A 24,685-nucleotide genomic window follows, 5' to 3' on the forward strand; every position below is an offset into this window, starting at 1 on the left:
AGTCGGCCGACGTGTGCGTCAGAGGGGTACGCCCTCCGGTTGGGCGGCATGGGGGAACGTACTGGCACGGACGACGAGTTGGGGTTCGATCGCCACCCGGGGCGCGATGGCGGGCGGCCGGCCCTCGATCAGGTCCAGGAGCATCGCGATGCCCCGCTTGCCCACCGCCGAGAAGTCCTGCCGGACGGTGGTCAGGGGCGGTGCGAAGAACTCAGACTCCGGGATGTCGTCGAAGCCGACCACCGCGACGTCCTGGGGGGTTCGGACCCCCGCCTCACGCAGGGCCCGCAACACTCCCAGCGCCATCTGGTCGTTGGCGACGAAGACCGCGGTCAGCCCCCGGCCCACCCAGCCGGCCAGTTCCTGGCCGGCACGGTAGCCCGACAGCGGACTCCAGTCCCCACGCAGCGTCATGGGCGGTTCCACGCCCGCCGCTTCGAGGGTCGCCCGCCAGCCAGCGGCCCGGTCGGCCGCCTCCTGCCAGTCCTCGGGCCCGGCGAGATGCCAGACCTTGCGGTGGCCGGCGGCCAGCAGGTGACCGGTGGCCAGTCGCGCCCCCAGATGCTGGTCCACGCTGACGCTGGGGATGTCCGTGCCCGGCCCGCTGCCCACGATCACCACGGGAAACGGATGACGCAGTTCGGCCAGCGCCTCCACCGCCGACCGCTGCGGAGCGATGGCGACCACCCCTTCGACCCCGCCCTCGCTGAGGTGGTCCAGGGCCTCGGACAGCTTCTCCATGGTCAGTTTGCGCAGACTGACCGTCGAGACGAGGTAGCCCTCGGCGCGCGCCGCCTCCTCGAGCGCGAAGAGCGTACTGGCCGGCCCGTACAGCGTGGTGTCGGAGGCGACCACGCCCAGCGTCCTGGTGCGCCGGGTGGCCAGGGCCCGGGCGGAGAAGTTGCGGCGATAGCCCATCTCCTCGATCGCGCGCAGCACCCTGGCCCGTGTCTCCTCCCGCACGTTGGGGTGGTCCCCCAGCACACGGGACACGGTCTGGTGGGACACGCCGGCCAGACGTGCGACGTCGGCCATGGTGGGCGGCCGAAGCCGGGTGTGTGCCACGGGCGCCCCTCCTTGGCTGTCGTCAGCCGACACGGCCTGCGATGCGGGCGGATGATTCCGCGCCGCCGGCGTCACTCCGGAATCCCGGAGGACCCAACGGCGCTGACGGACAGGGCGAGTCGGGGCGTTGTGAGCACGACGCTCGTACCTCCCGTGCCGGCGTTGGGCGTTGACTGGTGAATGCGGAGGTCATTGTGAGCGCTAACAATTCACGGCGGTCAAGAGGGCTGCAGCCAAAGCTCGTCACGGTTCCATAACGCGGCACCGGGGGTCGACACATCACCCCAGGTCAGGTGGGTGAGGCAGGTCGAGACGGTCGCACCGGGCACCGGGGCCGGCGGCGGCCCCGGCAGCCGGCGAGCGCCGCGGCGGGACGGGCGCCGGGCGGAGGCCGCACCCCGGGGACATGGGGCGCGCCGCCCTGGACGGGACGTCCACACGAGCCGGCCACACGCTCAACGGCGCGCACGCCGACCGACGTCGGCCACGAACCCCCGGCACGTGAGGCCGCGGGGCGGCGGGCCCGGCCGAGACCCTGCGAGCACCGGCGGCCGAGGCCCTACGAGGTCCCGCGAGCTCCTGCGACGCCCTACGAGCACCACCACAGGAACCGGGTGCACGTCTCCGACGGCGACGGCTTCGGGGACTCGCCCGACGCCGTCGGCTCGGGGGTCGGGGTGGAGCCCTGGTCCGGGTCCGGCGGGGTCGTCGATCCGGGGTTCGCGGAGGGGAGGGCGCCCGACTGGGCTTCCCTGTCCGGGGTCGGCGTGGCCGACTCGCCCTTCGAGGACTCCGACGCCGAGGGGGACGCGGAGGGGTCCGGGGAGGGCGAGGCCTCGTCCCCGGGCGCGTCCGTCCGGTCGTCCAGGGGTTGTGCGGAGGCGCTCGGCTCCGACGTCGACCCGTCGACCTCGGACGACTCTCCCCCGGCCGCCGCCGGATTGGCGGGCGAGGAGAACCCCGGTGCGTCCACGCCGAGTTCGGCCAGGCTCAGGCCGCCCGCCGCCAGGGCGAAGCCGACGCCGACCAGTACCACGCGCCTGCGGCGCCGGCGGTGGGCCGAGGCCTTGCGATCGCGGCGGCTCGCATCCGGTGCGCCGAGTGCGCCGGATGCGCCGTCCGTGTCCCGTCGGCCGCCCCGGCCCTGCCCGCGGCGGCGCGTGGCCCGCCCCTGCGGCTCGTCGCCCTCGACCGCGCGATCGTCGTGATCATCGCCCGCGTCATGATCATCGCGGGCGCCGTGGTCGTCGCGGGCGCCGTGGTCGCCGCGAGGGCCGTGGTCGTCCGCCGCGGCGTCGGGCGTCCCGTGCGCCGACGCGTCGTAGGCGGGGCCGTGGTGAACGTGCTGCGCGTACGGTTCCGGCTCGTAGGGTCCCGGCGGATAGACCCCGGGCCCCGGCTCGTACGGCTGCGACTCCGGCTCGTACGCGCTCTGCGGATACGCGCGTAGCCCTTCAGCAGGTGCGCCGCACCCCGGGCAAGCGAGGGCGCCGTTGAGGTGCCGTCGGCACGGGTGGCAGTAGTCCATGACGCGGAGAGACTAAGTTCCCGGACGGCCACGTTCCCGGGTCCCCCTGTGAAGGTTGTGTGGGAAACCGGCCATACGGCGCGACAATCGGAGTGACCTGCCCCACAGGCGCGCGTCTCAAAGTTCGAAAGGGACGGCGAAACTGTCGAAACCGTTACCCGTTCGACCCATTGACACCCCACTCACGCCGTCCTTACTGTCTGGTCAGCATTTCGAACGTGTGACGAAATCTCGAACAGCGAAGGGTAACTTCCGTGCGCATCACCGGAATCAGCACGCACGTGGTAGGGACGCCGTGGCGCAACCTGACCTATGTCCTGGTGCACACCGACGAGGGCATCACGGGTGTCGGAGAGACCCGCATGCTGGGCCACACCGACGCGCTGATCGGATATCTGAAGGAGGCCGAGGCCAACCACATTCTCGGCTCCGACCCGTTCGCTGTCGAGGACCTCACGCGCCGCATGAAGTACGGCGACTACGGCCGGGCGGGCGAGATCGTGATGTCGGGCATCGCCGTCGTCGAGATGGCCTGCTGGGACATCAAGGGCAAGGCTCTCGGCGTGCCCGTCTGGCAGCTCCTCGGCGGCAAGGTCACCGACAAGGTCAAGGCCTACGCCAACGGGTGGTACACCACCGAGCGGACCCCGGAGGCCTACCACAAGGCCGCCCAGGGCGTCATGGAGCGCGGCTACAAGGCGCTCAAGATCGACCCCTTCGGCACCGGGCACTTCGAACTCGACCACCAGCAGACCCTGTACGCCGTCTCCCTCATCGAGGCCGTGCGCGACGCCATCGGGCCGGACGCCGAGCTGATGCTGGAGATGCACGGCCGCTTCTCCCCGTCCACCGCCGTGCGGCTGGCCAACGAGCTCGCGCCCTTCAAGCCCGCCTGGCTGGAGGAGCCCTGCCCGCCGGAGAACCTGAAGGCCCTGGAGAAGGTCGCCGCCAAGGTCGACATCCCGGTCGCCACCGGCGAGCGCATCCACGACCGCATCGAGTTCCGCGAGCTCTTCGAGAGCCAGGCCGTGGACATCATCCAGCCGGACGTCGGCCACATCGGCGGCATCTGGGAGACGCGCAAGCTTGCCGCGACCGCCGAGACCCACTACATGCTCGTGGCCCCGCACAACGTCGGCGGCCCGGTCCTGACCGCCGCCTCCCTCCAGGTCGGGTTCAGCGCCCCCAACTTCAAGATCCTCGAGCACTTCAACGACTTCGCGGACGCGGAGATCAAGAAGGTCGTCAAGGGCGCGCCCGAGGTGATCGACGGCTACTTCCACCTCTCCGACAAGCCCGGTCTCGGTGTGGAGCTGGACGTGGACGCCGCCGCCGAGTTCCCGCAGCAGCAGGCCCGCTTCGACCTCTGGGCCGAGGGCTGGGAGCAGCGCAAGCCGAAGGGCAGCAAGTGAGCACCGCTGTCGTCGTGGAGGCGCCCGGTGAGCACCGGATCGTCCCGCACGAGCCGCGGCAGCCGGAGGCCGGCGAGGCGCTGGTGCGCGTCCACGCCACCGGCATCTGCGGCAGCGACCGCGAGGTGTACCAGGGCAACCGGCCCGAGGGCTACGTCCGTTACCCGCTGACGCCCGGTCACGAGTGGTCCGGGACGGTCGAGGCGGTCGGCGCCGGGGTTCCCGCGTCGCTCGTCGGCCGCAAGGTGGTGGGCGAGGGCTTCCGCAACTGCCAGGTCTGCGACCGCTGCCACGCGGGCGAGACGACGCTGTGCACGGACGGGTACGAGGAGACCGGCTTCACCCAGCCGGGGGCGATGGCCGCCACCCTCACCCTCCCGGCCCGGCTGCTGCACGCCCTCCCGGACGACGCCGACCTCACCGCCGCCGCCCTGCTGGAGCCCGCGGCCTGCATCGCGGCCGCCGCGATCAAGGCGCGCGCCCTGCCGGGCGAGAGGGTGGCCGTCGTCGGCACCGGGACGCTGGGCATGTTCGCCGTGCAGTTCCTGAAGGCGGGCTCGCCCGCCGAACTGCTGGTCGTGGGCACGCGGAACGACCGCGAGGGGCTCTCCCGGCAGTTCGGTGCGACCGACTTCCGCACCAGGGACCAGGAGCTCCCGGACGACTTCGACGTCGTCATCGAGACCGCCGGGTCGGCGTCCGCGGCGCAGACCGCCGCCTCGCTGCTCCGGCGCGGTGGCCGACTGGTCCTGACGGGCATCCCGGCGCCGGGCGCGACCGGGCTCGACCCGACGGACCTGGTGGTGCGGCAACTGGAGGTGCACACCGTCTTCGGGGCGCCGCCGGACGCCTGGTCGCACACCGTCCGGGTGTTCGGGGCCGGACTGCTGGATCCGCTGCCGCTGGTCACGCACGAGCTGCCGCTGGCCGAGTTCTCCGAGGCCATCGAGCTGGTGGGGTCCGGCGATCCGAAGGTGGGCAAGGTGCTGCTGCGGCCGTAGGCCCCGTGAAGCCGTACGCCGGCACGGGGGCGACCTGACGGCCTCCGTGCCGGCGTACAACCAAGCCCCGACATGACTTGAGCCGCGAACCTTGACCGAAATATCGAACACGAAGGACGGCATGTGACCACCGACGCTTCCGCCACGGCAGCCCGCCGACCCGGTGAGCAGGCGCTCTCCGCTCTCGGTCTGGGCGCGCCCGCCCTCGACCCCTCCGACGCCTCACCCCACGCCTTCCCGGGCGGCGGCCGCTGGCGCACCGAGGTCCCCTCGTGCGAGGGTCCCGAAGCGCTGGCGGTCATCCTGAAGGAGGCCTCGCGCCTCGACGTGCCGATCCACCGGATCAGCCAGGGCAGCGGCGTGTGGATGCTGACCGACGCCGAGATCACCGAGATGGTCGACGCCACCGCCGAACGCGACATCGAGCTCTGCCTGTTCACCGGACCGCGCGGCACCTGGGACATCGGCGGCTCGACCCGTACCGACTCCAGGGGCGGCGGACTGCGGGCCCGCGGGCACGACGCCGTCGCCGGGTGCGTCGAAGACGCCGTGCGCGCAACGGAGTTGGGCGTCAAGTGCCTGCTCGTCGCCGACGAGGGCGTGCTGTGGACCCTGCACCGCGCCCGCGCGGCCGGCATCATCCCGGCGGACACGACGCTGAAGGTGTCGGCGCTCATCGGCCCCGTCAACCCGGCGGCCTACGCGGTGTACGAGCGTCTCGGCGCCGACTCCGTCAACGTGCCCAGCGACCTGACGCTGGATCATCTCACCGAGATCCGGCGGGTGTCGGGCGCTCCCATGGACATGTACATCGAGGCCCCCGACGACCTCGGCGGGTACATCCGGATGTACGAGGTCGCCGAGTTGATCCGACGCGGCGCACCGCTGTATCTCAAGTTCGGCCTGTCCAAGGCCCCGGGCATCTACCCCTACGGCCACCACATGCGCGATCTGACGCTCTCCACGGCCCGGGAACGGGTTCGGCGCGGGCGGCTCGCACTCGACCTTCTGGCGCGCCACGGAGCCGACGGCGACATGGCTCCGCTCGGCTCCCGACTGCCCGGCGAACTGAACAGGTTCGACATCGGGTCATAACGTTCCGGAAACCTCGCTTCACAGAAGCCGACACAGGCGCGCAGAATCCCACACATCGCTTCTCTCGGTCTTCCCGGCGCTCGCTCCGGGAGCGTCCTTCTCAGCGCGAGACCGATCACTGCACACACATCAAGGATGATGACCATGCGTAACCGCAGAGCAGCCCTCGCCGCCATAGCCGGAGCCGCCTCCCTCGCTCTCACCCTCACCGCCTGCGGCCAGTCCGGCGAGGGCGGCAGCAAGGCGGAGGCGGGCGACGCCAAGGGCGGGACCATCGGCATCGCGATGCCGACCAAGTCCTCCGAGCGCTGGATCACCGACGGCGCCAACGTCGAGAAGGACCTCAAGGCCAAGGGCTACAAGACCAAGCTGGTCTTCGGCGAGGACGACCCCGACCAGCAGGTGTCGCAGATCGAGAACCTGATCACCCAGGGCGTCAAGGCGCTCATCATCGCGGCCATCGACAACAAGTCGCTGAACAACGTCCTGCAGCAGGCCGCCGACGCGAAGATCCCGGTCATCTCCTACGACCGCCTGATCCTCGGCTCGAAGAACGTCGACTACTACGCGTCCTTCGACAACGAGAAGGTCGGCAAGCTCCAGGCCACCTACCTCGTGGACAAGCTGGGCCTGGCGTCCGGCAAGGGCCCGTTCAACATCGAGCTGTTCGCCGGCTCCAACGACGACAACAACACGAAGTACTTCTTCAACGGCGCGATGAGCGTGCTCCAGCCGTACATCGACAGCAAGAAGCTCGTGGTCAAGTCCGGCCAGACCAAGATGACCCAGGTCACCACCCTGCGCTGGGACGGCGCCACCGCCCAGAAGCGCATGGAGGACATCCTCACCTCGTCGTACAAGAGCGGCAAGGTCGACGCCGTGCTCTCGCCCTACGACGGCATCTCCATCGGCATCATCGCCGCGCTGAAGTCGGACGGCTACGGCTCCGCCGCCAAGCCCCTGCCGGTCATCAGCGGTCAGGACGCCGAGCTGGCCTCCGTGAAGTCGATCATCGCCGGCCAGCAGTCGATGACCGTCTACAAGGACCTGCGCAAGCTCGCCCAGGTCGCCACGGACATGGTCGACGCCACCCTCAACGGCAAGAAGCCCGAGATCAACGACACCAAGTCGTACGACAACGGCACCAAGGTCGTCCCCGCCTACCTGCTGCAGCCGGTGAGCGTCGACAAGACGAACTACGAGAAGGAGCTCGTCGAGGGCGGCTACTACACGGCGGACCAGCTCAAGTAAGCGTCGAACCTTACGGATTGGAAGGCACGACCATGGCGGGACCCGTCCTGGAAATGCGCTCGATCGTCAAGACCTTTCCCGGCGTCAAGGCGCTGTCGGACGTAACGCTGACCGTCCGTCAGGGCGAGGTCCACGCCATCTGCGGTGAGAACGGCGCCGGAAAGTCCACCCTGATGAAGGTGCTCTCCGGCGTCCACCCTCACGGCAGCTACGAGGGCGACATCCTCTTCGAGGGAGAGGTCGTCCAGTTCAAGGACATCCGGGCGAGCGAGCAGCACGGCATTGTGATCATCCACCAGGAGCTGGCGCTGTCGCCGTACCTCTCCCTGGCGGAGAACATCTTCCTCGGCAACGAGCACGCCAAGGGCGGGTTCATCGACTGGAGGGAGACCCTGCGGCACGCCTCGCAGCTGCTGCGCCGGGTCGGTCTCGACGACCACCCGGAGACCCGCGTCGCCGACATCGGCGTGGGCAAGCAGCAGCTCGTGGAGATCGCGAAGGCGCTCTCCAAGAAGGTGAAGCTGCTCATCCTGGACGAGCCCACGGCGGCGCTGAACGACGAGGACAGCGGCAAACTCCTGGACCTCATCCTGGAGTTGAAGAAGCAGGGCATCACCTCGATCATCATCTCCCACAAGCTCAACGAGATCCGCAAGGTCGCGGACTCGGTGACGATCATCCGCGACGGGCACTCCATCGAGACGCTCGACGTGAAGTCGGCGGAGACGACCGAGGACCGGATCATCAGCGGCATGGTCGGCCGCGACCTCGACCACCGCTTCCCTGAGCGCACCCCGCACGAGGCCGAGCAGGGCGCGGCCCCGGCGCTGGAGATCCGCGGCTGGACCGTGCACCACCCGATCGACCAGCAGCGCAAGGTCGTCGACGGCGTGTCGATCCAGGTGCGGCGCGGGGAGATCGTCGGCATCGCGGGCCTCATGGGCGCCGGCCGCACCGAACTCGCGATGAGCGTCTTCGGGCGCAGCTACGGCCGGCACGCGGGCGGCACCGTCCTCAAGGACGGCAAGGAGATCCGCACGAGGACGGTCGCCGAGGCGATCGACCAGGGCATCGCGTACGTCACCGAGGACCGCAAGCACTACGGCCTCAACCTCATCGACACGATCAACCGCAACATCTCGCTGACGGCCCTGAACAAGGTCTCCAAGCGGGGCGTGGTCGACGAGCACGAGGAGCGGCAGGTCTCCGAGGGCTACCGCAAGTCCATGAACATCAAGGCGCCCACGGTCTTCGAGCCGGTGGGCAAGCTGTCCGGCGGCAACCAGCAGAAGGTCGTCCTCAGCAAGTGGATCTTCGCGGGTCCGGACGTGCTGATCCTGGACGAGCCCACGCGCGGCATCGACGTCGGCGCCAAGTTCGAGATCTACACGGTCATCGACCAGTTGGCCGCCCAGGGCAAGGCGGTCGTCTTCATCTCCTCCGAGCTGCCCGAACTGCTCGGCATGTGCGACCGCATCTACACGATGGCCGCCGGACGGCTCACGGGCGAGTTCCCGCGGGCCGAGGCCACGCAGGAAGTGCTGATGCGTCAGATGACGAAGGACAAAGAGGTAACGCGATGAGCACGGACGTGACCGACAAGAGCCCGGCGGCCGCGCCGCCCGGGAAGGGCGGGGGCTCAGCCTCCGGCGCCGGGCTGCTGCAGCTGGTGCTGGACGGCCTGCGGCGCAACATGCGGCAGTACGGCATGCTGATCGCGCTCGGCCTGCTCGTGGTCCTGTTCCAGGTGTGGACCGGCGGCGACCTGCTGCTGCCGCGCAACATCTCCAACCTGGTCCTGCAGAACAGCTACATCCTGATCCTCGCGATCGGCATGATGCTGGTGATCATCGCGGGCCACATCGACCTGTCGGTCGGTTCGCTGACGGCGTTCGTGGGCGGCTTCGCCGCCGTCCTCACGGTGCAGCACGACGTGGCGTGGCCCGTCGCGCTGGTGCTGTGCCTGACCGTGGGCGCGGTGGCCGGCTCGGCGCAGGGCTTCCTGATCGCCTATCTCGGCATACCCTCCTTCATCGTCACCCTCGCGGGCATGCTGATCTTCCGCGGGCTGACGGAGATCTTCCTGGAGGGCCAGACCCTCGGCCCGTTCCCCGACGGCCTGCAGAAGATGGGCAACGGCTTCCTGCCGGAGGTCGGTCCGAACACGAACTACCACAACCTGACGCTGCTGCTCGGCTTCGCCGTGCTGGCCTTCGTGGTTCTCCAGGAGGTCCGCGACCGCAAGCGCCAGCAGGAGTTCGCGCTCGAGGTGGTGCCCACCAACCTCTTCCTGCTCAAGCTCGTCGCCATCTCCGCCGCGGTCCTCACGGTCACGATGCTGCTCGCCAGCTACCGGGGCGCGCCGATCATCCTGATCATCCTCGGCGCGCTGGTCGCCGGCTACGGCTACGTCATGCGCAACGCCGTCTTCGGCCGTCACATCTACGCGATCGGCGGCAACCTGCCGGCGGCGAAGCTGTCCGGCGTCAAGGACAAGAAGGTCACCTTCCTGGTCTTCCTGAACATGGGCGTGCTCGCGGCCCTGGCCGGCCTGGTGGTCGCCGCGCGGCTGAACGCGGCCTCACCGAAGGCGGGCCTCAACTTCGAACTCGAGGCGATCGCCTCGTCGTTCATCGGCGGCGCGTCCATGAGCGGCGGTGTCGGCACCGTCCTCGGCGCCATCATCGGCGGTCTCGTCCTCGGTGTGCTGAACAACGGCATGAACCTCCTCAGCGTCGGCACCGACTGGCAGCAGGTCATCAAGGGCGTCGCCCTGCTGATCGCGGTCGGGTTCGACGTCTGGAACAAGCGCAAGTCGGGTTCCTGAACCACGACGGGCCCCGCCGGACGGCGGGGCCCGTTCTGTCTTCGGGGCGGGCGGCACGGGAACGGGAAGGCGGAATCGGGTGAAGACGTCCTTCGGCACGCTGGCCGACGGCACCGAGGTCTCCAGCTGGTCCCTGGAGAACGGCGGGATCCGGCTGAAGGTCCTCGACTACGGCGGGATCGTCCAGTCCCTGGAGATCCCCGACCGGCACGGGCGGTACGCCAACGTCTCCCTCGGATTCGGCTCCATCGAGGACTACGTCGCCGGGAGCCCGTACTTCGGAGCCCTGATCGGCCGCTTCGGCAACCGCATCGCCGATGGGCGCTTCACCCTGGACGGCGAGAGCCACCGCCTGCCCCTCAACGACGGGGCCCACAGTCTGCACGGCGGCGTCGAGGGATTCGACCGGCGCGTCTGGCAGGTCGAGCCGTTCACCGAGGGCCCGGACGTCGGACTGCGCCTGCACCTCACCAGCCCCGACGGCGACATGGGCTACCCGGGCGCCCTTCAGGTGCGGGTGACGTACACCCTCACCGACGGCGGCGACTGGCGCATCGACTACGAGGCCACCACCGACCGGGCCACCGTCGTCAACCTCACCAGCCACGTCTACTGGAACCTCGCCGGCGAGGGCAGCGGCTCCGTGCACGACCACGAGCTGGAGATCGCCGCCTCCCGCTACCTGCCCGTGGACGCCGGGCTCATCCCCACCGGCGAGCAGGCCGAGGTCGCGGGCACGCCCTTCGACTTCCGCGCGGCCAAGGCCGTCGGCCGGGACCTGCGCGTCGCCCACGAGCAGTCGCTGCACAGCAAGGGCGTCGACCACAACTACGTCCTGGACAAGGGCCTCACCGCCCTGCCCGAACAGGCAGCCGTCCTGCGGGATCCGGCCTCCGGCCGCACCCTGAGGATCGCCACCACCGAGCCGGGGCTGCAGTTCTACTCGGGCAACTTCCTCGACGGCACCCTCGTCGGCACGGGCGGCCGCACCTACCGTCAGGGCGACGCGCTCTGCCTGGAGACCCAGCACTTCCCGGACTCGCCGAACCAGCCGTCGTTCCCCTCGACAGTGCTGCGACCTGGGCAGACGTACCGGACGACGACGATCCACTCGTTCGACGCCTGACCCGCTTCACAGGTTTCCCACAACTTCTCACCGTTTCCTCAGCGGTTGAACAGCTCCACTCGAACCTCCGTATGTAAGAGCGGCCCGCGCTCCCCCGCGCGGGCCACCCAATGACGACGGGCCCGGTCGTCCCCGCCGGGCCCGCCCCATACGGAGGTTCCATGGCCGACAACGTCTCCTCGTTGTTCCGCAACACCGCGGCGCACAGCCCGTCGATGGCGGCGCTGACACGCGAGGGCGGCGAGGGGGTCGGCCCGGTGGACTTCTGCATCCCCTGCAACCCGTACTTCCCCACGCCGGCCATGATGGACACCATGGCCGCGCGGCTGCGGGACATCATCACGTACTACCCGAGCAGCGCCGACACGATCACGGCGGAGCTGTGCAACCTGCTCCAACTGCCGCCGCAGGCCGTGGCGATGGGCAACGGCTCGACCGAACTGATCACCTGGATCGACCATCTGCTGGTCCGTGAGTCGCTCGCCGTCCCCGTCCCCACCTTCGGACGCTGGACCGACCAGCCCATGGAGACCGGCAAGCGGGTCGACATGTTCCCGCTCCAGGAGTCCAGCGGCTTCGCCCTGGACCTCGGGGCGTACGCCGACTTCATCCGGACCCGCGGCACCAGGGTCGCCGTCATCTGCAACCCGAACAACCCCGACGGCGGCTTCCTGCACAAGCACGCGCTCGTGCAGTTCATGGACGCGATGGCCGACCTGGACCTGATCGTCATCGACGAGTCGTTCCTGGAGTTCGCGGACGCGGAGCAGGAACCCAGCGTCGTGCAGGAGGCGATGATCCGGCCCAACGTCGTCGTGCTGCGCAGCCTCGGCAAGAACTTCGGCCTGCACGGCATCCGTTTCGGCTACATGGTCGCCAACCCGTCGCTCGCCGGCCGGGTCCGCTCGATGCTGCCGAAGTGGAACCTCAACGCGTTCGCCGAGTACGTGGTGTTCATGCTGAAGGAGCACGGCCCCGAGTACGCGCAGAGCCTGCTGCAGGTGCGCCGGGACCGCCTCGACATGGCGAGCCAGCTCAGCGCGCTCCCGGGTCTGACGGTCTACCCCTCCCAGGGGAACTTCCTCTTCGTGCGCCTCCCCGTGGGCGCCGAGGGCACCGTGGTCCGCGACCGGCTGCTCGCCGAGCACCGCATCCTGGTCCGCGAGTGCGGCAACAAGATCGGTTCGTCGAGCCGCTTCCTGAGGCTCGTGGTGCGCCCCCAGGTGGACGTTCGTCGCCTGGTGTCCGGCCTGGAACAGGTGCTCTACGGGACCAGGAGGGGAGCCGCCGTGCCCGAGCTGAGCGCCGGAACCAGCTACAGCTCGGGCACGGCGGCGGTGGACCGGCTGGTCACCAACGGCGCCGGCATGTCGGGCCTTGCCGCTCAGGCCATGGGCATGCCGGCGCCTGGACTGGTGGCGGCCGCTCCACCGGCGGCGATGCCCGCCCCTGCGGCGGCCCAGGCACAGCCCACGCCGTCCGACGGCGCCGGGATGCCGATGCCGGCCGCCGCCCAGGTCTTCCCGCAGTCCGTCCCCGCCCCGGCCCCGGCCCCGGCCCCCACCCCGCCCCCGGCTCCGGCCCCCGTCCCGGCCCCGGCCCCGGCCCAGCCGATGGCCCCGGCTGCGGCGATGGCGCCCGCGGCGATGGCCCCCGCCATGACTCCCGCGGCGATGTCGCCCGCCATGGCCCCCCCGATGTCCCCGGCTGCGATGTCACCCGCCATGTCCCCCGCCATGACACCGGCCGCCGCACCGCCGATGGGCCCGACCCCACCCGGCGTCCCGGCCCGCGGCGGTCTCACGGCCGCCCAGGTCCGGGGCACCAACGGCCTCTCCCCCGCGGCCGCCACGGGCTGGCCCAACGCCCAGAGCTGGCCGAACGCGGCGGGGATGGGGCAGGCGGGTTGAGGGCCCGTCGTTCCGGACGGCAGGCCCTGGTGACGCGGGCGGTGGGCAGCCACCGTCCGCAGACCGTCCGGCCGCTGCCCGGCCGCCTCAGCGGGCCACGGGCCAACCACCGCTCCAGTTCAGCAGGTTGATGCCCAGCTTGGGCGTCCCGTTGTCGTAGCCGTCGTAGTAGTGGTAGACGATCAGGTCGCCGTCGGTGTCGTGCAGGATCGACTGGCCGCCGGGGCCGATGTAGCGCCCGTGCGACTCCAGGACCGGTGTGCCGCCGTTGTTCGTCATCGCGACGCCGTTCCTGTCGTAGTACGGCCCGGTGACACCGGTGGCGCGGCCGACCTTGACCTTGTAGGTGGAACCGGCGCCGGCGCAGCAGGTGTCGTACGAGGCGAAGAGGTAGTAGTAGCCGTTCCGCTTCACGAGGGAGGGCGCCTCGACGGCCTTCGTCCCGGTGGGGCGGGACGCGATCGAGCGCCGGGCGGTGTCGGAGGAGAGCTGCTTGCCGGTGGACGGGTCGATCCGGATCATCTTGATCCCCGTCCACCAACTCCCGAACGACAGCCACCACTTGCCGTCGTCGTCCACGAAGAGGTTGGGGTCGATGGCGTTGTAGTCGCTGGAGGCACTCGAGGTGTGGACGGCGCCGTAGTCGGTCCAGGAACCGGGCAGGCCGGTGCTCGAACCGGCCAGCCCGATGGCCGACCTGTTGGACCCGAAGGTGGAGACGGCGTAGTACATCAGGTACTTGCCGCCCTGGTACGAGATGTCGGGCGCCCAGGCCTCGGTGGCGCCGTACGACGACCACCACCCCGGCCTCGCGGAGAAGGCGTCGCCGCCCGCGCTGAACGCGATCCGGTCGGTGGAGGCGCGGTGGGCGAGCCCGCCGCCGGTGGCGTAGAGGAGGTAGCGTCCGGCGGAGGTGCGGATCATCGTCGGATCGTGCACGACCGTGGCCCCGGTGACGGTACCGGGGTTGGGGTACGCGGACGCGGAGGCGGGGGTCAGGGCCAGCAGGATCGCCGCCGGCACGGCGAGCAGCGCGGTCCTGCGGGACGTACGGGGCGCGCGGCGGGTGCGTGAGGTGCGGGGCGTGCGTGAGGTGGGGCTCATGCGGACGCTCCTTCGGTGGGGGCTCACTGTTCACGATGCCGAACAGCAGTCGTGTCATCGGACGGGACCGTAAAATCGAACCCCTTGCGCGTCAATGGTCCGCGCACCCACGCGAAGTTCCCCGCAGGGCGGCGGCGGTGGCCGGCAACCGTGCCCCCGGGTTGCCGAGCCCCCGGGTCCACGGCCCCTGTCCTGCAATGGCCTTGACGAAACGTCAGTTTGCCTGACTGACAGCGTCCGGACAGCAACCGTTTCTACGGTGCCGTGTTCATGACAGACACCTCAGATGCGCGCACCCCTGTCGCGCGCCGAACCGTACTCGTCGCCTCGGGCGCTACCGCAGCGGCCCTGACCGTGGGCGCCGCCGCCACGCCCGGGGCCCGCACCGCCGACGCGGCCGACACCGCCCCCGTCGCCGCCGCGGCCGTCTGCACCCTCACGAAGGAGATGACCGAAGGCCCCTACTACCTCGACGGGCAGTACGTCCGCGCCGACGTCACCGAGGGCAAGGCGGGCATCCCGCTGAAGCTGACCCTCACGGTCGTCGACGACGACACCTGCGCGCCCCTGTCCAACGCCCTCGTGGAGATCTGGCACGCCGACGCCCTCGGCGAATACTCCGGATTCGTCGGCAACAACGGCCACAACGAGCCGGACGACGGCACCTTCCTGCGCGGCGGCGTCCTGACGAACTCCGGCGGCGTCGCGTCCCTCACCACGATCTACCCCGGCTGGTACCGGGGCCGCTGCGTCCACATCCACGTCAAGGTGCACACGAACGTCACCCTGACCCCGGACGGCTCCTTCACCGGCGGCCAGGAACTCCACACCGGCCAGCTGTTCTTCAACGAGTCGGTCACCGCCGCCGTCGCGAGGGTCTCGCCGTACTCGACCAACACGGTCACCCGCACCACGCTCGCCCAGGACTCCATCTACGACGACGGGGGCGCCGCCTCCGGCCTCCTGACCCTGACGGCCCTGGGCAGTTCGACGTCCTCGGGATACGCGGGGACGCTGACGCTCGGCGTCGAACGCTGACCCTCGGCACGCGGCTCCGCCCGGCCTCTCCGGCACGCGGGAGAGGCCGGGCGGTTTCAGGGCCGAGGCCGGCTCACTTGCCCGGGCACTGCTTCCAGGCCATGTGGTAGACGGTGCTGATGTCGCCGTCGGTCGAGTCCATCGTCATGAAGCTGACCTTGGACGGGGACGACGTGCCCGCGTTGACCCGCAGCTCGGTGTTGATGTTGAAGTTGCGCTGGACTCCGCAGGGCGCGTAGACCAGGTTGGCCCAGTCGGTGGTGTCGGTCGCCTGCCAGTTGTCGTTGAGCGCGCCGTTGAAGGTGTGGTTCTTGAACACCGTCTGCGACGAGCCCTGGAAGTAGTACGAGGCCCGCTGCACACCGTTCGCCCCGGACTGGAGCGAGGCGAAGCCCCGGTAGTCCGCGCTGGCGATGGCGTAGGTGAAGCCCGACGGAACGTGGACGATCAGGCTCAGCTGGCAGTTCTTCCGGAAGGCGGTCGGGTCGGAGTTGCCCCCGACCTGCGCCAGGTACTCGCTGTAGGTCACGGTGAAGGCGGTGTTGTCCTCGGACACGGCGACGGCGGCCGTGCCCGGGCGACAGCCCGAGCCGTTCACGGTGGCCACATCGATGACGATCTTGTCCGGGGGCGGGTCGACGAACCCGGAGGACGGGTGGTGCGCGGGTATCGCCGCGGTGACGAGAGCGGCGACGGCGCCACCCAGGAGCAGCCCACTTGCCATGGTCTCTCCCCTTCGTTCGAGTCGGTGGGGGGTGGATGCGCGTCCGGCTCCGCACAGCAACTCTGTGAAGGATCAATGAAGTTGATGTGAAGAACCGGGGCGATCGCATCGTAGGGAGACCGCTGGGGCGCGCCCAGGTGAAACTCCGGCCATTCACCGCGGCCGGTTCACACCCTGCGGGCGTCGGTCCGGGCGTGGCGGACGGACCGGCCGAACTCCGCGGCTACGGGTTCTCCCAGGCCGCGGGCTCCTCCGCCAGCTCCTTCACCGGCGTCGGCAGCGCGCCGGCGGCGATGTCCGCGATCGTGACGCCCTCCAGGATCCGGCGCACGTTCGCCCGCAACGCGATCCACAGGGGGAGCAGGGGCTGCGCGGAACCCGTGTAGGTCAGCCCCGTCGGCCGTTCGCCGCGTACGGACACGATCGGGCCGTCCACCGCCCTGATGACGTCCGCGACCGTGATCGCCGCCGGGTCGCGGGCCAGCCGGTAGCCGCCCCCGCCGCCGCGCCTGCTGTCGACGATCCCGCCGCGCCGCAGGTCGCCGAGGATCCCCTCCAGGAACTTGTGCGGGATCTCCTGCACGGCGGCGATCGACTCCGCCTTCACGGGGTCGTCGCCGCCTTGGCGCACCGCGAGCTCCAGCACCGCCCGCACCGCGTAGTCAGCCCTTGCCGAGATCCTCATGGCCCCATTGTGGGGTGCGGGGCCGGACGATCACGCGAGCCTGATCACGTTCCACGACAGCGGCTCCAGCGTCGCCGTCAGCGTGCCGTCCGTCAGCTCCGTCCCCTCGGCCGCGTGCGGGGCGACGCGCTCGGGGTCGGTGAGGGTGTTGCGGGCGTCCGGGTCGGCGTCCGCGAGCACGCTGTGCTCCACGACGGACGTCAGGTCCAGAGCGTTGAGGGCGACCCTCAGGGGCAGCGTCCGGGTGCGGTCGCGGTTGACGGCGAAGACCGTGACCGTCCCGTCCTCGGCGCGGACCGCCGTGGCGTGCAGGAGGTCCGCCTCGCCGTACTTGCGCGTCTCGTACTTCGGCGAGTCCACCCGGACGTCGAGGACCGTTCCCCGGCCGTGCCGCGACGCCTGCGCGAACGGGAAGAACGTCGTCTGCCGCCAGGCCGGGCCGCCGGGCTCGGTCATGATCGGCGCGATGACGTTGACGAGCTGGGCGAGGCAGGCGACCGTGACGCGGTCGGCGTGCCGCAGCAGCGCGATCAGGAGCGAGCCGAAGACGACCGCGTCCATGACGCTGTAGTTGTCCTCCAGCTGGCGGGGGGCCTGCGGCCAGTCCCGCTGGTCGATGCCCTTCGCGTGCTCCTCCCACTCGCGCAGGTACCAGACGTTCCACTCGTCGAAGGAGAGGTTGATCCGCTTCTTGGACTTGAGCCTCGCGCCCACGTGGTCGGCGGTCGCCACGACGTTGTCGATGAACGACTCCATGTCGACCGCGGAGGCGAGGAAGGAGTCGACGTCGCCGTCCTCCGGCCAGTAGTAGGCGTGCAGGGAGATGTAGTCGACGAGGTCGTAGGTCTCCTCGAGGACGGTCGCCTCCCACTCGGCGAAGGTCGGCATCGACTGGCTGGAGGAGCCGCAGGCGACGAGTTCCACGTCCGGGTCGATCTGGCGCATCGCGCGGGCCGTCTCGGCGGCGACCCGGCCGTACTCCTCGGCCGTCTTGTGGCCGGTCTGCCAGGGGCCGTCCATCTCGTTGCCGAGGCACCACAGCCTGATGCCGAACGGCTCCTTGTCGCCGTGGGCCGCCCGGAGGTCGGAGAGGGTCGTGCCACTGGAGTGGTTGGCGTACTCCTGCAGTTGCAGGGCTTCGGCGACTCCGCGAGTGCCGAGGTTGACCGCCATCATGGGCTCGGACTGCGGGCCGATCTTCCTGAGGAAGCCGATGTACTCGGACAGACCGAAACGGTTGGTCTCCGTGGCGTGCCACGCGAGGTCGAGGCGGCGGGGGCGCTCCGCCACGGGACCGACCGAGTCCTCCCACCGGTAGCCGGAGACGAAGTTGCCGCCGGGGTAGCGGACGGCGGTGACGCCGAGTTCCCGCACGAGCTCCAGGACGTCCTGCCGCAGACCGGCCTCGTCCGCCGTGGGGTGGCCGGGTTCGAAGATGCCCGTGTAGACGCAGCGGCCGAGGTGTTCGACGAAGGAACCGAAGACACGGGGATTCACCTCGCCGACGGTGAAGGCGGGGTCGAGGGTGAAGCGGGCGGTGGTCCTGCTCATGAGGTCCTCTCGGATACGGGTGTCACGTGAGAACCGGCGGGCCGGCACGCGTTACGGCCCAGCCTGTTCAGCCGACATCGCGGTTCGAGATTCGGTTCGAGGTTCGGTTCGGGAATCGGTTCGAGATTCGGTTCGGGAAGCGGTTCGGGATTTCGGATCATGCTCGCAACTTCGAACGGGACCGTAAATTCGAAGCGCCCGCACGTCAATGGTTTCGACAGGATCCCTGACAGCGCTTTCTCCTCCTGCACCCCTCAACGACTCGCGTGCCGCCTTCTCGTGACGTGGACACAACCCTCCGCGTAGGCTCGAACGGGCCGTCGTACGGCGGTTGAGAAGGGGGAGCGGATGGACATCGCGGGCGCGCGCGGGAGGGCGGCCCGGATCGCCTCGGCACTGCGGCGCACGAGGACCGGACCGGCCATGCGCGAGCTGACCGGCGATCTCTCCGCCGCGCTGCGGGCACGCCCCCGCCGGCCGTCCGGTGTGCGGGACCTGTGCCGGGCGCTGTGCGAGGAGATGTCCGCGCGGCGCGGCGGCCGGCCCGTCGAGGTGCGGTTCGAGCGGTTCCCGGACGAGATCGAGGTGACCGGACTGTGGGTGGAGTTCCAGGCCTTCGACCTGATCATCGTCGAGGAGCGGGCCGAGGCCGTGCAGCAACTGGTCATCCTCGGGCATGAGTTGTGGCATCTGCACGCCGGGCACCGTCACCATCACGGCGTCGGCACGGTGGCGGCGGGCGTGCTGGCCGACCGCTCCGGATGGGACTCCATCGCGCTGACCGTCGCCGCCCGCAACGGCTCCCGGGAGGACGAGGAGGCCGAGGCCGACGACTTCGGCCACCGGCTCGCGGCCCGCTTCCGGCGCTACCTGTCCGACCCCCGACCGGGCGCGACCGGACCGGGCGAGCGGACGGCCGCGGACACGGCCGCTGTCCAGCGGACGCTGGGCTACCGGGGACGCCGGGGTGGCGCGCGGTGAGCCACGGACTGTACATCTCCTTCTGGCTGCCCACGGTGGTCCTGGGCGCGGCCCTGGCCATCAAGCTGCCCAGCATCCTCAAGCTCTGGCGGGACCCGCTGTTGCGCGCCGTCGGCGGCCTGCTGGTCTTCGCCTGCGCGGTGTTCGTCTTCGCCGCCCCCAAGACCATCGCCTGGACCAACCGGGTCACCGGCGTACCGAACATCGCCGCGCCCTGGGTGTACTCCCTGCTCACCGCCCTGTCCGCGTCCTGGCTGCTGCTGATCATCGCCTGGCGCAACGGCCGGACCGAGCGTTCGGCCCAGACCCGGCGCGCGACCCGGTGGGTGGTCTCCGTCTACGCGGGCGTCGTGGTCGCGCTGTGGGTGCTGTTCGCGCTGGCCGACGTGCCGGTGGAGCGGATCCGCGACCTGGACACCTACTACGCCAACACGCCGTTCATGCGCGAGGAGATCCTGCTCTACCTCCTCGCGCACACGGTGGCCTGCTCGGTCACCGCCCGGCTGGTGTGGAACTGGAGCCGCACCGAGGGCCTCGACGCCTGGCTGCGCTGGGGACTGCGCTTCCTGGGAGCCGGCTATGTGACGAACCTGCTGTTCAGCGCGGCCAAGCTGACGGCCGTCGCGGCCCGTTGGACCGGGCACGACCTGGACTGGCTGAACACGAACATCGCGCCGTCTGCGGCCTGTATCGCCGCCACGCTGGTCGCGATCGGCTTCATCGTGCCGCACGCCGGCCAGTACCTGCAGGAGAGGTGGCGGGTGCGCCGCCGGTACCGCAGCCTCAAACCGCTGTCCCGGCTGATGCGGACCGTCACGGGCGGACGCGAGCCGTTCGACCTGCGCGCCACCCCGGAACTCCGGCTGATCCGCCGTGAGACGTTCATCCGCGACGCGCTCCTCCAACTCGCCCGCCACCTGGACGACGACCTGCGCGTCCGGTCCTACGACGCGGCCGTCGCCCTGGGCTTCGAGCGCGGGCGGGCGCAGGCCCTCGCCGCCGCCGTGGCGCTGCTGGACGCCGTCGAGGCCAGACGCCGCTCGCAGCGGCGACCCGAGTCCCCGGGCGCGGACCGCTCCGCCGCCTCACCTGCCCCCTCGGCGGCTTCGCCGGCCGCTCCGGCGTCCGCCTCCGCCTCCTCTTCCCTTTCCGGGCCGTCCTCCCCCGCCCCCGGCCCGTCCGCCGCCGCTTCCGTCTCCGGCCCCGGTCCTTCCGTCGCCGGTCCTTCCGTCGCCGGTCCCTCCGTCTCCGGCCCGGACACGACCTACCTCCTGCGGGAGATCCGGGCCGTGTCCCACGTCCTTCGCCATCCCGTCGAACTCCAGGCGGTCCGTGCCCGCGCGGCCGCCCCGGCAGAGAGCATGTCCACGCATGAGTGAGCCCTCCAACCCCGCCAGAACCGCCGTAGTCCTGGGGGGATCCCATACGGGCATGCTCGCGGCAAGCGCCCTGGCCGGCTTCGCCGACCGGGTCGTCGTCGTCGAGCGGGACGTCCTGCCCGAGGGGCCCGCACCCCGCAGGGGTCTGCCGCAGGCGCGTCACGCCCACATGCTGTGGTCGGGCGGCGTGCGGGCGGTGGAGGAACTGCTGCCGGGCATCACCGGGGCGCTCACGGCCGCCGGGGCGCGCCGGTCGCCGGTCACGACGGACATGGTCGTCATGGGCCCGCGGGGCTGGTTCCGCCGCTGGCCCGAGTCCCACCACGTGATCCTGGCCGGCCGGGACCTGCTGGACGCGACGCTCCGGGACCGGGTCCTCGCGGACGAGCGGATCGAGCTGCTCGCCGGCGCGGAGGCGTCGGGCCTGGTGGGGGACGCCCGGGCGGTCACCGGCGTACGCGTGCGTGTACGGGACGGGTTGGACCCGCGGCCCGGCTCGGAGTCCGGGGCGGAGCGGATCGTCCCCGCCGACCTGGTCGTCGACGCGACCGGCCGGGGGTCGCGGGCCGCCGGGTGGCTTCAGGCCCTCGGGCTGCCCGCGGTGGAGCGGCGGGAGGTGGACTCCGGCCTGGCCTACGCGAGCCGGCTCTATCTGGCGCCCGAACAGGCCCGGTCCGGGTACCCGATCGTCAACGTGCAGCCCGATCCGCGGGACGGCCGTCCGGGACGGGCGGGTTTCCTGCTGCCCATCGAGGACGGCCGCTGGATCGTGACCCTCAACGGCACGCGGGGCGGCGAGCCCTCCGCCGACAACGACGACTTCGTCCGCTTCGCCCGCGACGAGCTGCGCCACCCCGTCATCGGGGAGCTCCTCGAACGGGCCGAGCCGCTGTCCGACGTGTCGTACACCCGGACGACCCTCAACCGTCGCAGCTACTACGAGCGGATGCCGGCCTGGCCGGAGAACTTCGCCGTCCTCGGCGACGCCCTGGCCGCGTACAACCCGCTCTACGGTCACGGCCTCGCGGTCGCCGCCCAGAGCGCGGTGGCGCTGCGGGACACGGTCCGGCGGCACGGGTGGGGCTCGGCCGGGCTGTCCCGGCGCGTCCAGAGGGCGGTGGCCCGGCCGGCCGGCGCCGCCTGGGACCTCGCCGTCGGCCAGGACGTGTTCTATCCGGGCGCGACGGACAGCGGCCCGACCCTCCGGGACCGGCTGGTGGCCGCGTACGTGCGGCGGCTGATGCTCACGGCCACCGGCAGCGGCCGGATCGCCCGCCGGGTGACCGACGTGACGTCACTGGAGCGGGGCCCGCAGGTGCTGCTGAGCCCGTCGGTGCTGCTGGCGGCCACGGCCGGCCCCATGAGGCCGCCCCTCGCCGGCCCGCCCCTGACCACGGCCGAACTCGAACGCGCGGGCCTGCGCTAGACGCGCGGGCCTGCGGTGGGCGCGCGGGCCTGCGGTGGGCGCGCGGGCCTGCGGTGGGCGCGCGGGCCTCGGGAGGGGCCGCGCGGCCGCCTCGGGAGGGGCCGCGCGGCCCGGCCGTCAGCCCGCGAAGGCCGGCTGGGGCAGCCCCTTGCCCGCGTTCGGGACCACCAGGAGGGAGCCCGCCACCGGATGGGGCGCGGTCAGGCCGATTCGGGCGGTGGTGATGTACAGGTCCGTCAGGTCGGCGCCCCCGAAGGCGCACGCGGTGACCCTCGGGGTCGGCAGGGTGATCACCCGGTCCAGGTCTCCGGCCGGGGTGTAGCGGCGGACCGCTCCCCCGTCCCACAGGGCCACCCACACACAGCCGTCGGCGTCGACGGTGAGGCCGTCGGGGAAGCCGGCGCCGTCCTCGACGCGGACGAAGGTGCGGCGGCCGCCCACCCGGCCGTCCGCCGAGCAGTCGAAGACGTCGATGCGGCGCGTCGGCGAGTCTATGTAGTACATCAGCGTGCCGTCCGGGCTCCAGCCGGTGCCGTTGCTCACCGCCACGTCGTCGAGCACCAGCTCGGTCGAGCCGTCGCCGGTGAGGCGGGACAGGGTGCCGCCGCCGGGCGTCTCGTCGTAGCGCATGGTGCCGGCCCACAGGGAGCCGTCGGGTGCGACGGCGGCGTCGTTGGCGCGGCGGCCGGGCACCGGCTCGTGGTGCAGCCAGCGGAAGCTGCCGTCGGGGTCGAGCAGCCCCACCCCGTCCCGGAGGTTCAGGACCAGCCCGCCGCCCGCCCGGGGCTTGGCCGCGCCCACGTGCTGGTCGGTCGCCCGGACCGTGCGGCGGCCGGTGACGGGGTCGAAGCCGTGCACACGGGCGCCCAGGATGTCCAGCCAGAGCAGCCGGCCGGCGGCCGGGTCCCAGGTCGGTCCCTCGCCGAGAATCGCCTCGGCCCGCACGGCCACCTCGAACGACGTCCTCATGCCACGCTCCGGTAACCCAGCAGTTCGGACAGTTCGGCCGCACCCTTCGCGGCGAGCTGCTCCAGCTCCGCGCGGCGCTCGTCGCTCCAGCGGATCATGGGGACGGAGATGGAGAGGGCGGCGACCACCTGGCCGGTGCGGTCGCGCACCGGAGCGGCCACGCAGCTGACGTCCGGGTTGGACTCGCGGCTCTCGACCGCGATGCCCCGTTCCCGGATCTCCGCCAGCGCCTCGCGCAGCGCGCCGGGCTCGGTGATGCTGTTCGGGGTCATCCGCACGAGGTCGGCGTCGTCGGGGATGCGCGCGCTGAGCTCCGGCTCGGGCAGCGAGGCCAGCAGCATCTTGCCGACGGACGTGCAGTGGGCCGGGAGACGGCGGCCGGCGGCCGAGACCATCCGGACCGCGTGCGTGGAGTCGACCTTGGCGATGTAGATGACGTCCGTGCCCTCCAGGATCGCCACATGGACCGTCTCGTCACACGTTTCGGCGACGGTGCGCGCGACCTGCTGACCCTCGGCTGCGAGGTCCAGTTGCTCGGCGTAGCGGCTGCCGAGCTGGTACGGGCGTACCCCGAGGCGGTACCGTCCGGGTTGTCCGGGGACGGGCACGATGTACGAGCGCGCCGACAGCGTGGTCACCAGTTCGTGCACGGTGGTCCGCGGAAGCTGGAGCTTGCGCACGATGTCGGGGGCGGAGAGCGAACCGTCCCCGTCGAGGAAGAGCTCGAGAATGTCGAGAGCTCGGGTCACGGCAGGTACGAGGCGTCCCACGACCGGCCCCCTCCCTTAGTCAGTAGTCTCAGTGCCCGCGTTCGAGATTTCAACAGGCGATCGGCATGACGAACACAGGCTGTCATAAGGCGTTGCGCCGGGCAATGGCCGGGAAACGCACGGTGGGCCCGAAGAGGCCCCGCGGTGGGCCAGGATGGGGCACATGCCGACCCAGAAACGCCTCGCCGGGTCCTTCACGGCCCTCGACTTCCAGCTGGTCCTGCTGCGCCGCATGACCGACCACAACCCGGATCTGGTGGACGACGCCCGTCATGGCCTGGGCGTCTCCCTGACGCAGATGCGGGAGGCCAACAAGCGTTGGCAGGCCATGGTCCACTCCCCGCACGCCCGGGGATCGCTCGCCCGATACCGCTCGGTCCTCGGGGAACCGGAGTCGAGGACCGCCCGCCGGGTCGGCGACCTCGACTGCGAGGCCTGGCTGTGGCCGATCCCCCTCTGGCCGGACCTGCGCTTCGAGGTGCTGCTCGCCCCGAACGGATCCGTCTGGAACGAGTGGCTGGTGCGCGCCCCGGGGGCCCCGCCGCCCTCCCTGGAGAGCCTCGACGACCTCACCCCCTGGTCCTGCACGGTCGACGAGGCCGCTCACGCCTTCGCCCCGGCCCGCCCGCTGGAGGGCACGGCCCCCAACCGCTGGGGGCTCGCCTTCACGGCGCCGGACGGACGGGGCGTGCGACGGGAGGTCGTCGCCGAGTTCACCTGGGGCCTGCTGCAGCGGACGACCGTCCTGGCCCGCGAGTAGGCGCCCCGCCCGGCAACCACAGGGGTCGGGCTCGGACCGGGGCCGCCCGGCGGCGGTCCGGCAGGCGGGCCCGGCGGGAGGCG

21 protein-coding genes are annotated in these 24,685 nt (G+C 71.2%); 13 read left to right on the forward strand and 8 right to left on the reverse strand.

Annotation, left to right across the window (positions count from 1 at the left end; genetic code table 11):
* Nucleotides 1-18 precede the first annotated feature (18 nt).
* Together ACZ7DE_RS06160 and ACZ7DE_RS06165 are read right to left on the reverse strand one after the other, a co-directional pair.
* A complete protein-coding gene (locus ACZ7DE_RS06160) occupies nt 19-1,065 on the reverse strand; it encodes a LacI family DNA-binding transcriptional regulator (protein WP_470758535.1) in 1,047 nt (348 codons plus the stop codon).
* 589 nt (nt 1,066-1,654) lie between these two features.
* The gene (locus ACZ7DE_RS06165; RefSeq protein WP_470758536.1) at nt 1,655-2,593 is read right to left on the reverse strand and encodes an SCO2400 family protein; all 939 of its coding nucleotides are present in this window, start codon (nt 2,591-2,593) and stop codon (nt 1,655-1,657) included.
* A gap of 254 nt (nt 2,594-2,847) precedes the next feature.
* Here ACZ7DE_RS06165 and ACZ7DE_RS06170 point away from each other — a divergent pair, with 254 nt between their 5' ends.
* The 8 genes from ACZ7DE_RS06170 to ACZ7DE_RS06205 all read left to right on the forward strand — a co-directional run bounded on the left by ACZ7DE_RS06170 (nt 2,848) and on the right by ACZ7DE_RS06205 (nt 13,215).
* The gene (locus ACZ7DE_RS06170; protein WP_470758537.1) at nt 2,848-4,005 is read left to right on the forward strand and encodes a mandelate racemase/muconate lactonizing enzyme family protein; all 1,158 of its coding nucleotides are present in this window, start codon (nt 2,848-2,850) and stop codon (nt 4,003-4,005) included.
* Complete coding sequence (locus ACZ7DE_RS06175) at nt 4,002-5,006, forward strand: zinc-dependent alcohol dehydrogenase (RefSeq protein WP_470758538.1); 1,005 nt, start codon at nt 4,002-4,004, stop codon at nt 5,004-5,006. The genes ACZ7DE_RS06170 and ACZ7DE_RS06175 overlap by 4 nt, the downstream gene beginning before the upstream one ends.
* Before the next feature lie 123 nt (nt 5,007-5,129).
* A complete protein-coding gene (locus ACZ7DE_RS06180) occupies nt 5,130-6,101 on the forward strand; it encodes a hypothetical protein (RefSeq protein WP_470758539.1) in 972 nt (323 codons plus the stop codon).
* Nucleotides 6,102-6,245: 144 nt separating this feature from the next.
* Nucleotides 6,246-7,352 carry a multiple monosaccharide ABC transporter substrate-binding protein gene (gene chvE, locus ACZ7DE_RS06185; RefSeq protein ID WP_470758540.1) on the forward strand — a complete coding sequence of 369 codons (1,107 nt, stop codon included), beginning with the start codon at nt 6,246-6,248 and terminating at the stop codon, nt 7,350-7,352.
* A 32-nt stretch (nt 7,353-7,384) separates the two neighbouring features.
* The gene (gene mmsA / locus ACZ7DE_RS06190) at nt 7,385-8,935 is read left to right on the forward strand and encodes a multiple monosaccharide ABC transporter ATP-binding protein (RefSeq protein ID WP_470758541.1); all 1,551 of its coding nucleotides are present in this window, start codon (nt 7,385-7,387) and stop codon (nt 8,933-8,935) included.
* Entirely contained in the window at nt 8,932-10,179 is a 1,248-nt protein-coding gene (gene mmsB, locus ACZ7DE_RS06195) for a multiple monosaccharide ABC transporter permease (protein ID WP_470758542.1), read from the forward strand. The genes mmsA and mmsB overlap by 4 nt, the downstream gene beginning before the upstream one ends.
* A gap of 79 nt (nt 10,180-10,258) precedes the next feature.
* Complete coding sequence (locus tag ACZ7DE_RS06200) at nt 10,259-11,305, forward strand: aldose epimerase family protein (protein WP_470758543.1); 1,047 nt, start codon at nt 10,259-10,261, stop codon at nt 11,303-11,305.
* 161 nt (nt 11,306-11,466) lie between these two features.
* Nucleotides 11,467-13,215 (forward strand): pyridoxal phosphate-dependent aminotransferase, encoded by a 1,749-nt coding sequence (locus tag ACZ7DE_RS06205; protein ID WP_470758544.1) that lies wholly within the window; start codon nt 11,467-11,469, stop codon nt 13,213-13,215.
* An 87-nt stretch (nt 13,216-13,302) separates the two neighbouring features.
* On the opposite strand, the gene ACZ7DE_RS06210 is transcribed toward ACZ7DE_RS06205, so the two are convergent.
* Nucleotides 13,303-14,319, reverse strand: a complete 1,017-nt coding sequence (locus ACZ7DE_RS06210) for an arabinan endo-1,5-alpha-L-arabinosidase (RefSeq protein ID WP_470758545.1) — start codon at nt 14,317-14,319, stop codon at nt 13,303-13,305.
* 270 nt (nt 14,320-14,589) lie between these two features.
* On the opposite strand from ACZ7DE_RS06210, the gene ACZ7DE_RS06215 reads away from it, so the two are divergent.
* Nucleotides 14,590-15,357 (forward strand): intradiol ring-cleavage dioxygenase, encoded by a 768-nt coding sequence (locus ACZ7DE_RS06215; protein WP_470758546.1) that lies wholly within the window; start codon nt 14,590-14,592, stop codon nt 15,355-15,357.
* Between the two features lie 73 nt (nt 15,358-15,430).
* Here the strand turns inward: ACZ7DE_RS06215 and ACZ7DE_RS06220 are convergent, their stop codons facing one another.
* The 3 genes from ACZ7DE_RS06220 to arfA form a co-directional block, all read right to left on the reverse strand.
* Nucleotides 15,431-16,081, reverse strand: coding sequence for a DUF4360 domain-containing protein (locus tag ACZ7DE_RS06220; protein WP_470758547.1), 651 nt, complete (start codon nt 16,079-16,081; stop codon nt 15,431-15,433).
* 223 nt (nt 16,082-16,304) lie between these two features.
* A complete protein-coding gene (locus tag ACZ7DE_RS06225) occupies nt 16,305-16,766 on the reverse strand; it encodes an RrF2 family transcriptional regulator (protein ID WP_470758548.1) in 462 nt (153 codons plus the stop codon).
* Nucleotides 16,767-16,796: 30 nt separating this feature from the next.
* On the reverse strand, nt 16,797-18,317 hold the full coding sequence (gene arfA / locus ACZ7DE_RS06230) for an arabinosylfuranosidase ArfA (protein ID WP_470758549.1): 1,521 nt from the start codon (nt 18,315-18,317) through the stop codon (nt 16,797-16,799).
* 348 nt (nt 18,318-18,665) lie between these two features.
* Between arfA and ACZ7DE_RS06235 the strand changes: the two genes are divergently transcribed.
* Genes ACZ7DE_RS06235 through ACZ7DE_RS06245 form a run of 3 tightly spaced genes read left to right on the forward strand, consistent with a single transcriptional unit; the run spans nt 18,666 to nt 22,103 of the window.
* A complete protein-coding gene (locus ACZ7DE_RS06235; protein WP_470758550.1) occupies nt 18,666-19,298 on the forward strand; it encodes a toxin-antitoxin system, toxin component family protein in 633 nt (210 codons plus the stop codon).
* The gene (locus tag ACZ7DE_RS06240; protein WP_470758551.1) at nt 19,295-20,677 is read left to right on the forward strand and encodes an MAB_1171c family putative transporter; all 1,383 of its coding nucleotides are present in this window, start codon (nt 19,295-19,297) and stop codon (nt 20,675-20,677) included. The genes ACZ7DE_RS06235 and ACZ7DE_RS06240 overlap by 4 nt, the downstream gene beginning before the upstream one ends.
* Before the next feature lie 52 nt (nt 20,678-20,729).
* Nucleotides 20,730-22,103 (forward strand): pyridine nucleotide-disulfide oxidoreductase, encoded by a 1,374-nt coding sequence (locus ACZ7DE_RS06245; protein ID WP_470758552.1) that lies wholly within the window; start codon nt 20,730-20,732, stop codon nt 22,101-22,103.
* A 117-nt stretch (nt 22,104-22,220) separates the two neighbouring features.
* Here ACZ7DE_RS06245 and ACZ7DE_RS06250 read toward each other — a convergent pair whose 3' ends face one another.
* Nucleotides 22,221-23,072, reverse strand: a complete 852-nt coding sequence (locus tag ACZ7DE_RS06250; RefSeq protein WP_470758553.1) for an SMP-30/gluconolactonase/LRE family protein — start codon at nt 23,070-23,072, stop codon at nt 22,221-22,223.
* Nucleotides 23,069-23,842 carry an IclR family transcriptional regulator gene (locus ACZ7DE_RS06255; RefSeq protein ID WP_470758554.1) on the reverse strand — a complete coding sequence of 258 codons (774 nt, stop codon included), beginning with the start codon at nt 23,840-23,842 and terminating at the stop codon, nt 23,069-23,071. The genes ACZ7DE_RS06250 and ACZ7DE_RS06255 overlap by 4 nt, the downstream gene beginning before the upstream one ends.
* A gap of 163 nt (nt 23,843-24,005) precedes the next feature.
* Between ACZ7DE_RS06255 and ACZ7DE_RS06260 the strand changes: the two genes are divergently transcribed.
* Nucleotides 24,006-24,602, forward strand: coding sequence for a hypothetical protein (locus tag ACZ7DE_RS06260; RefSeq protein WP_470758555.1), 597 nt, complete (start codon nt 24,006-24,008; stop codon nt 24,600-24,602).
* Nucleotides 24,603-24,685: the final 83 nt, after the last annotated feature.

The sequence above is a fragment of the Streptomyces sp. NPDC037083 genome (genome assembly GCF_055606485.1).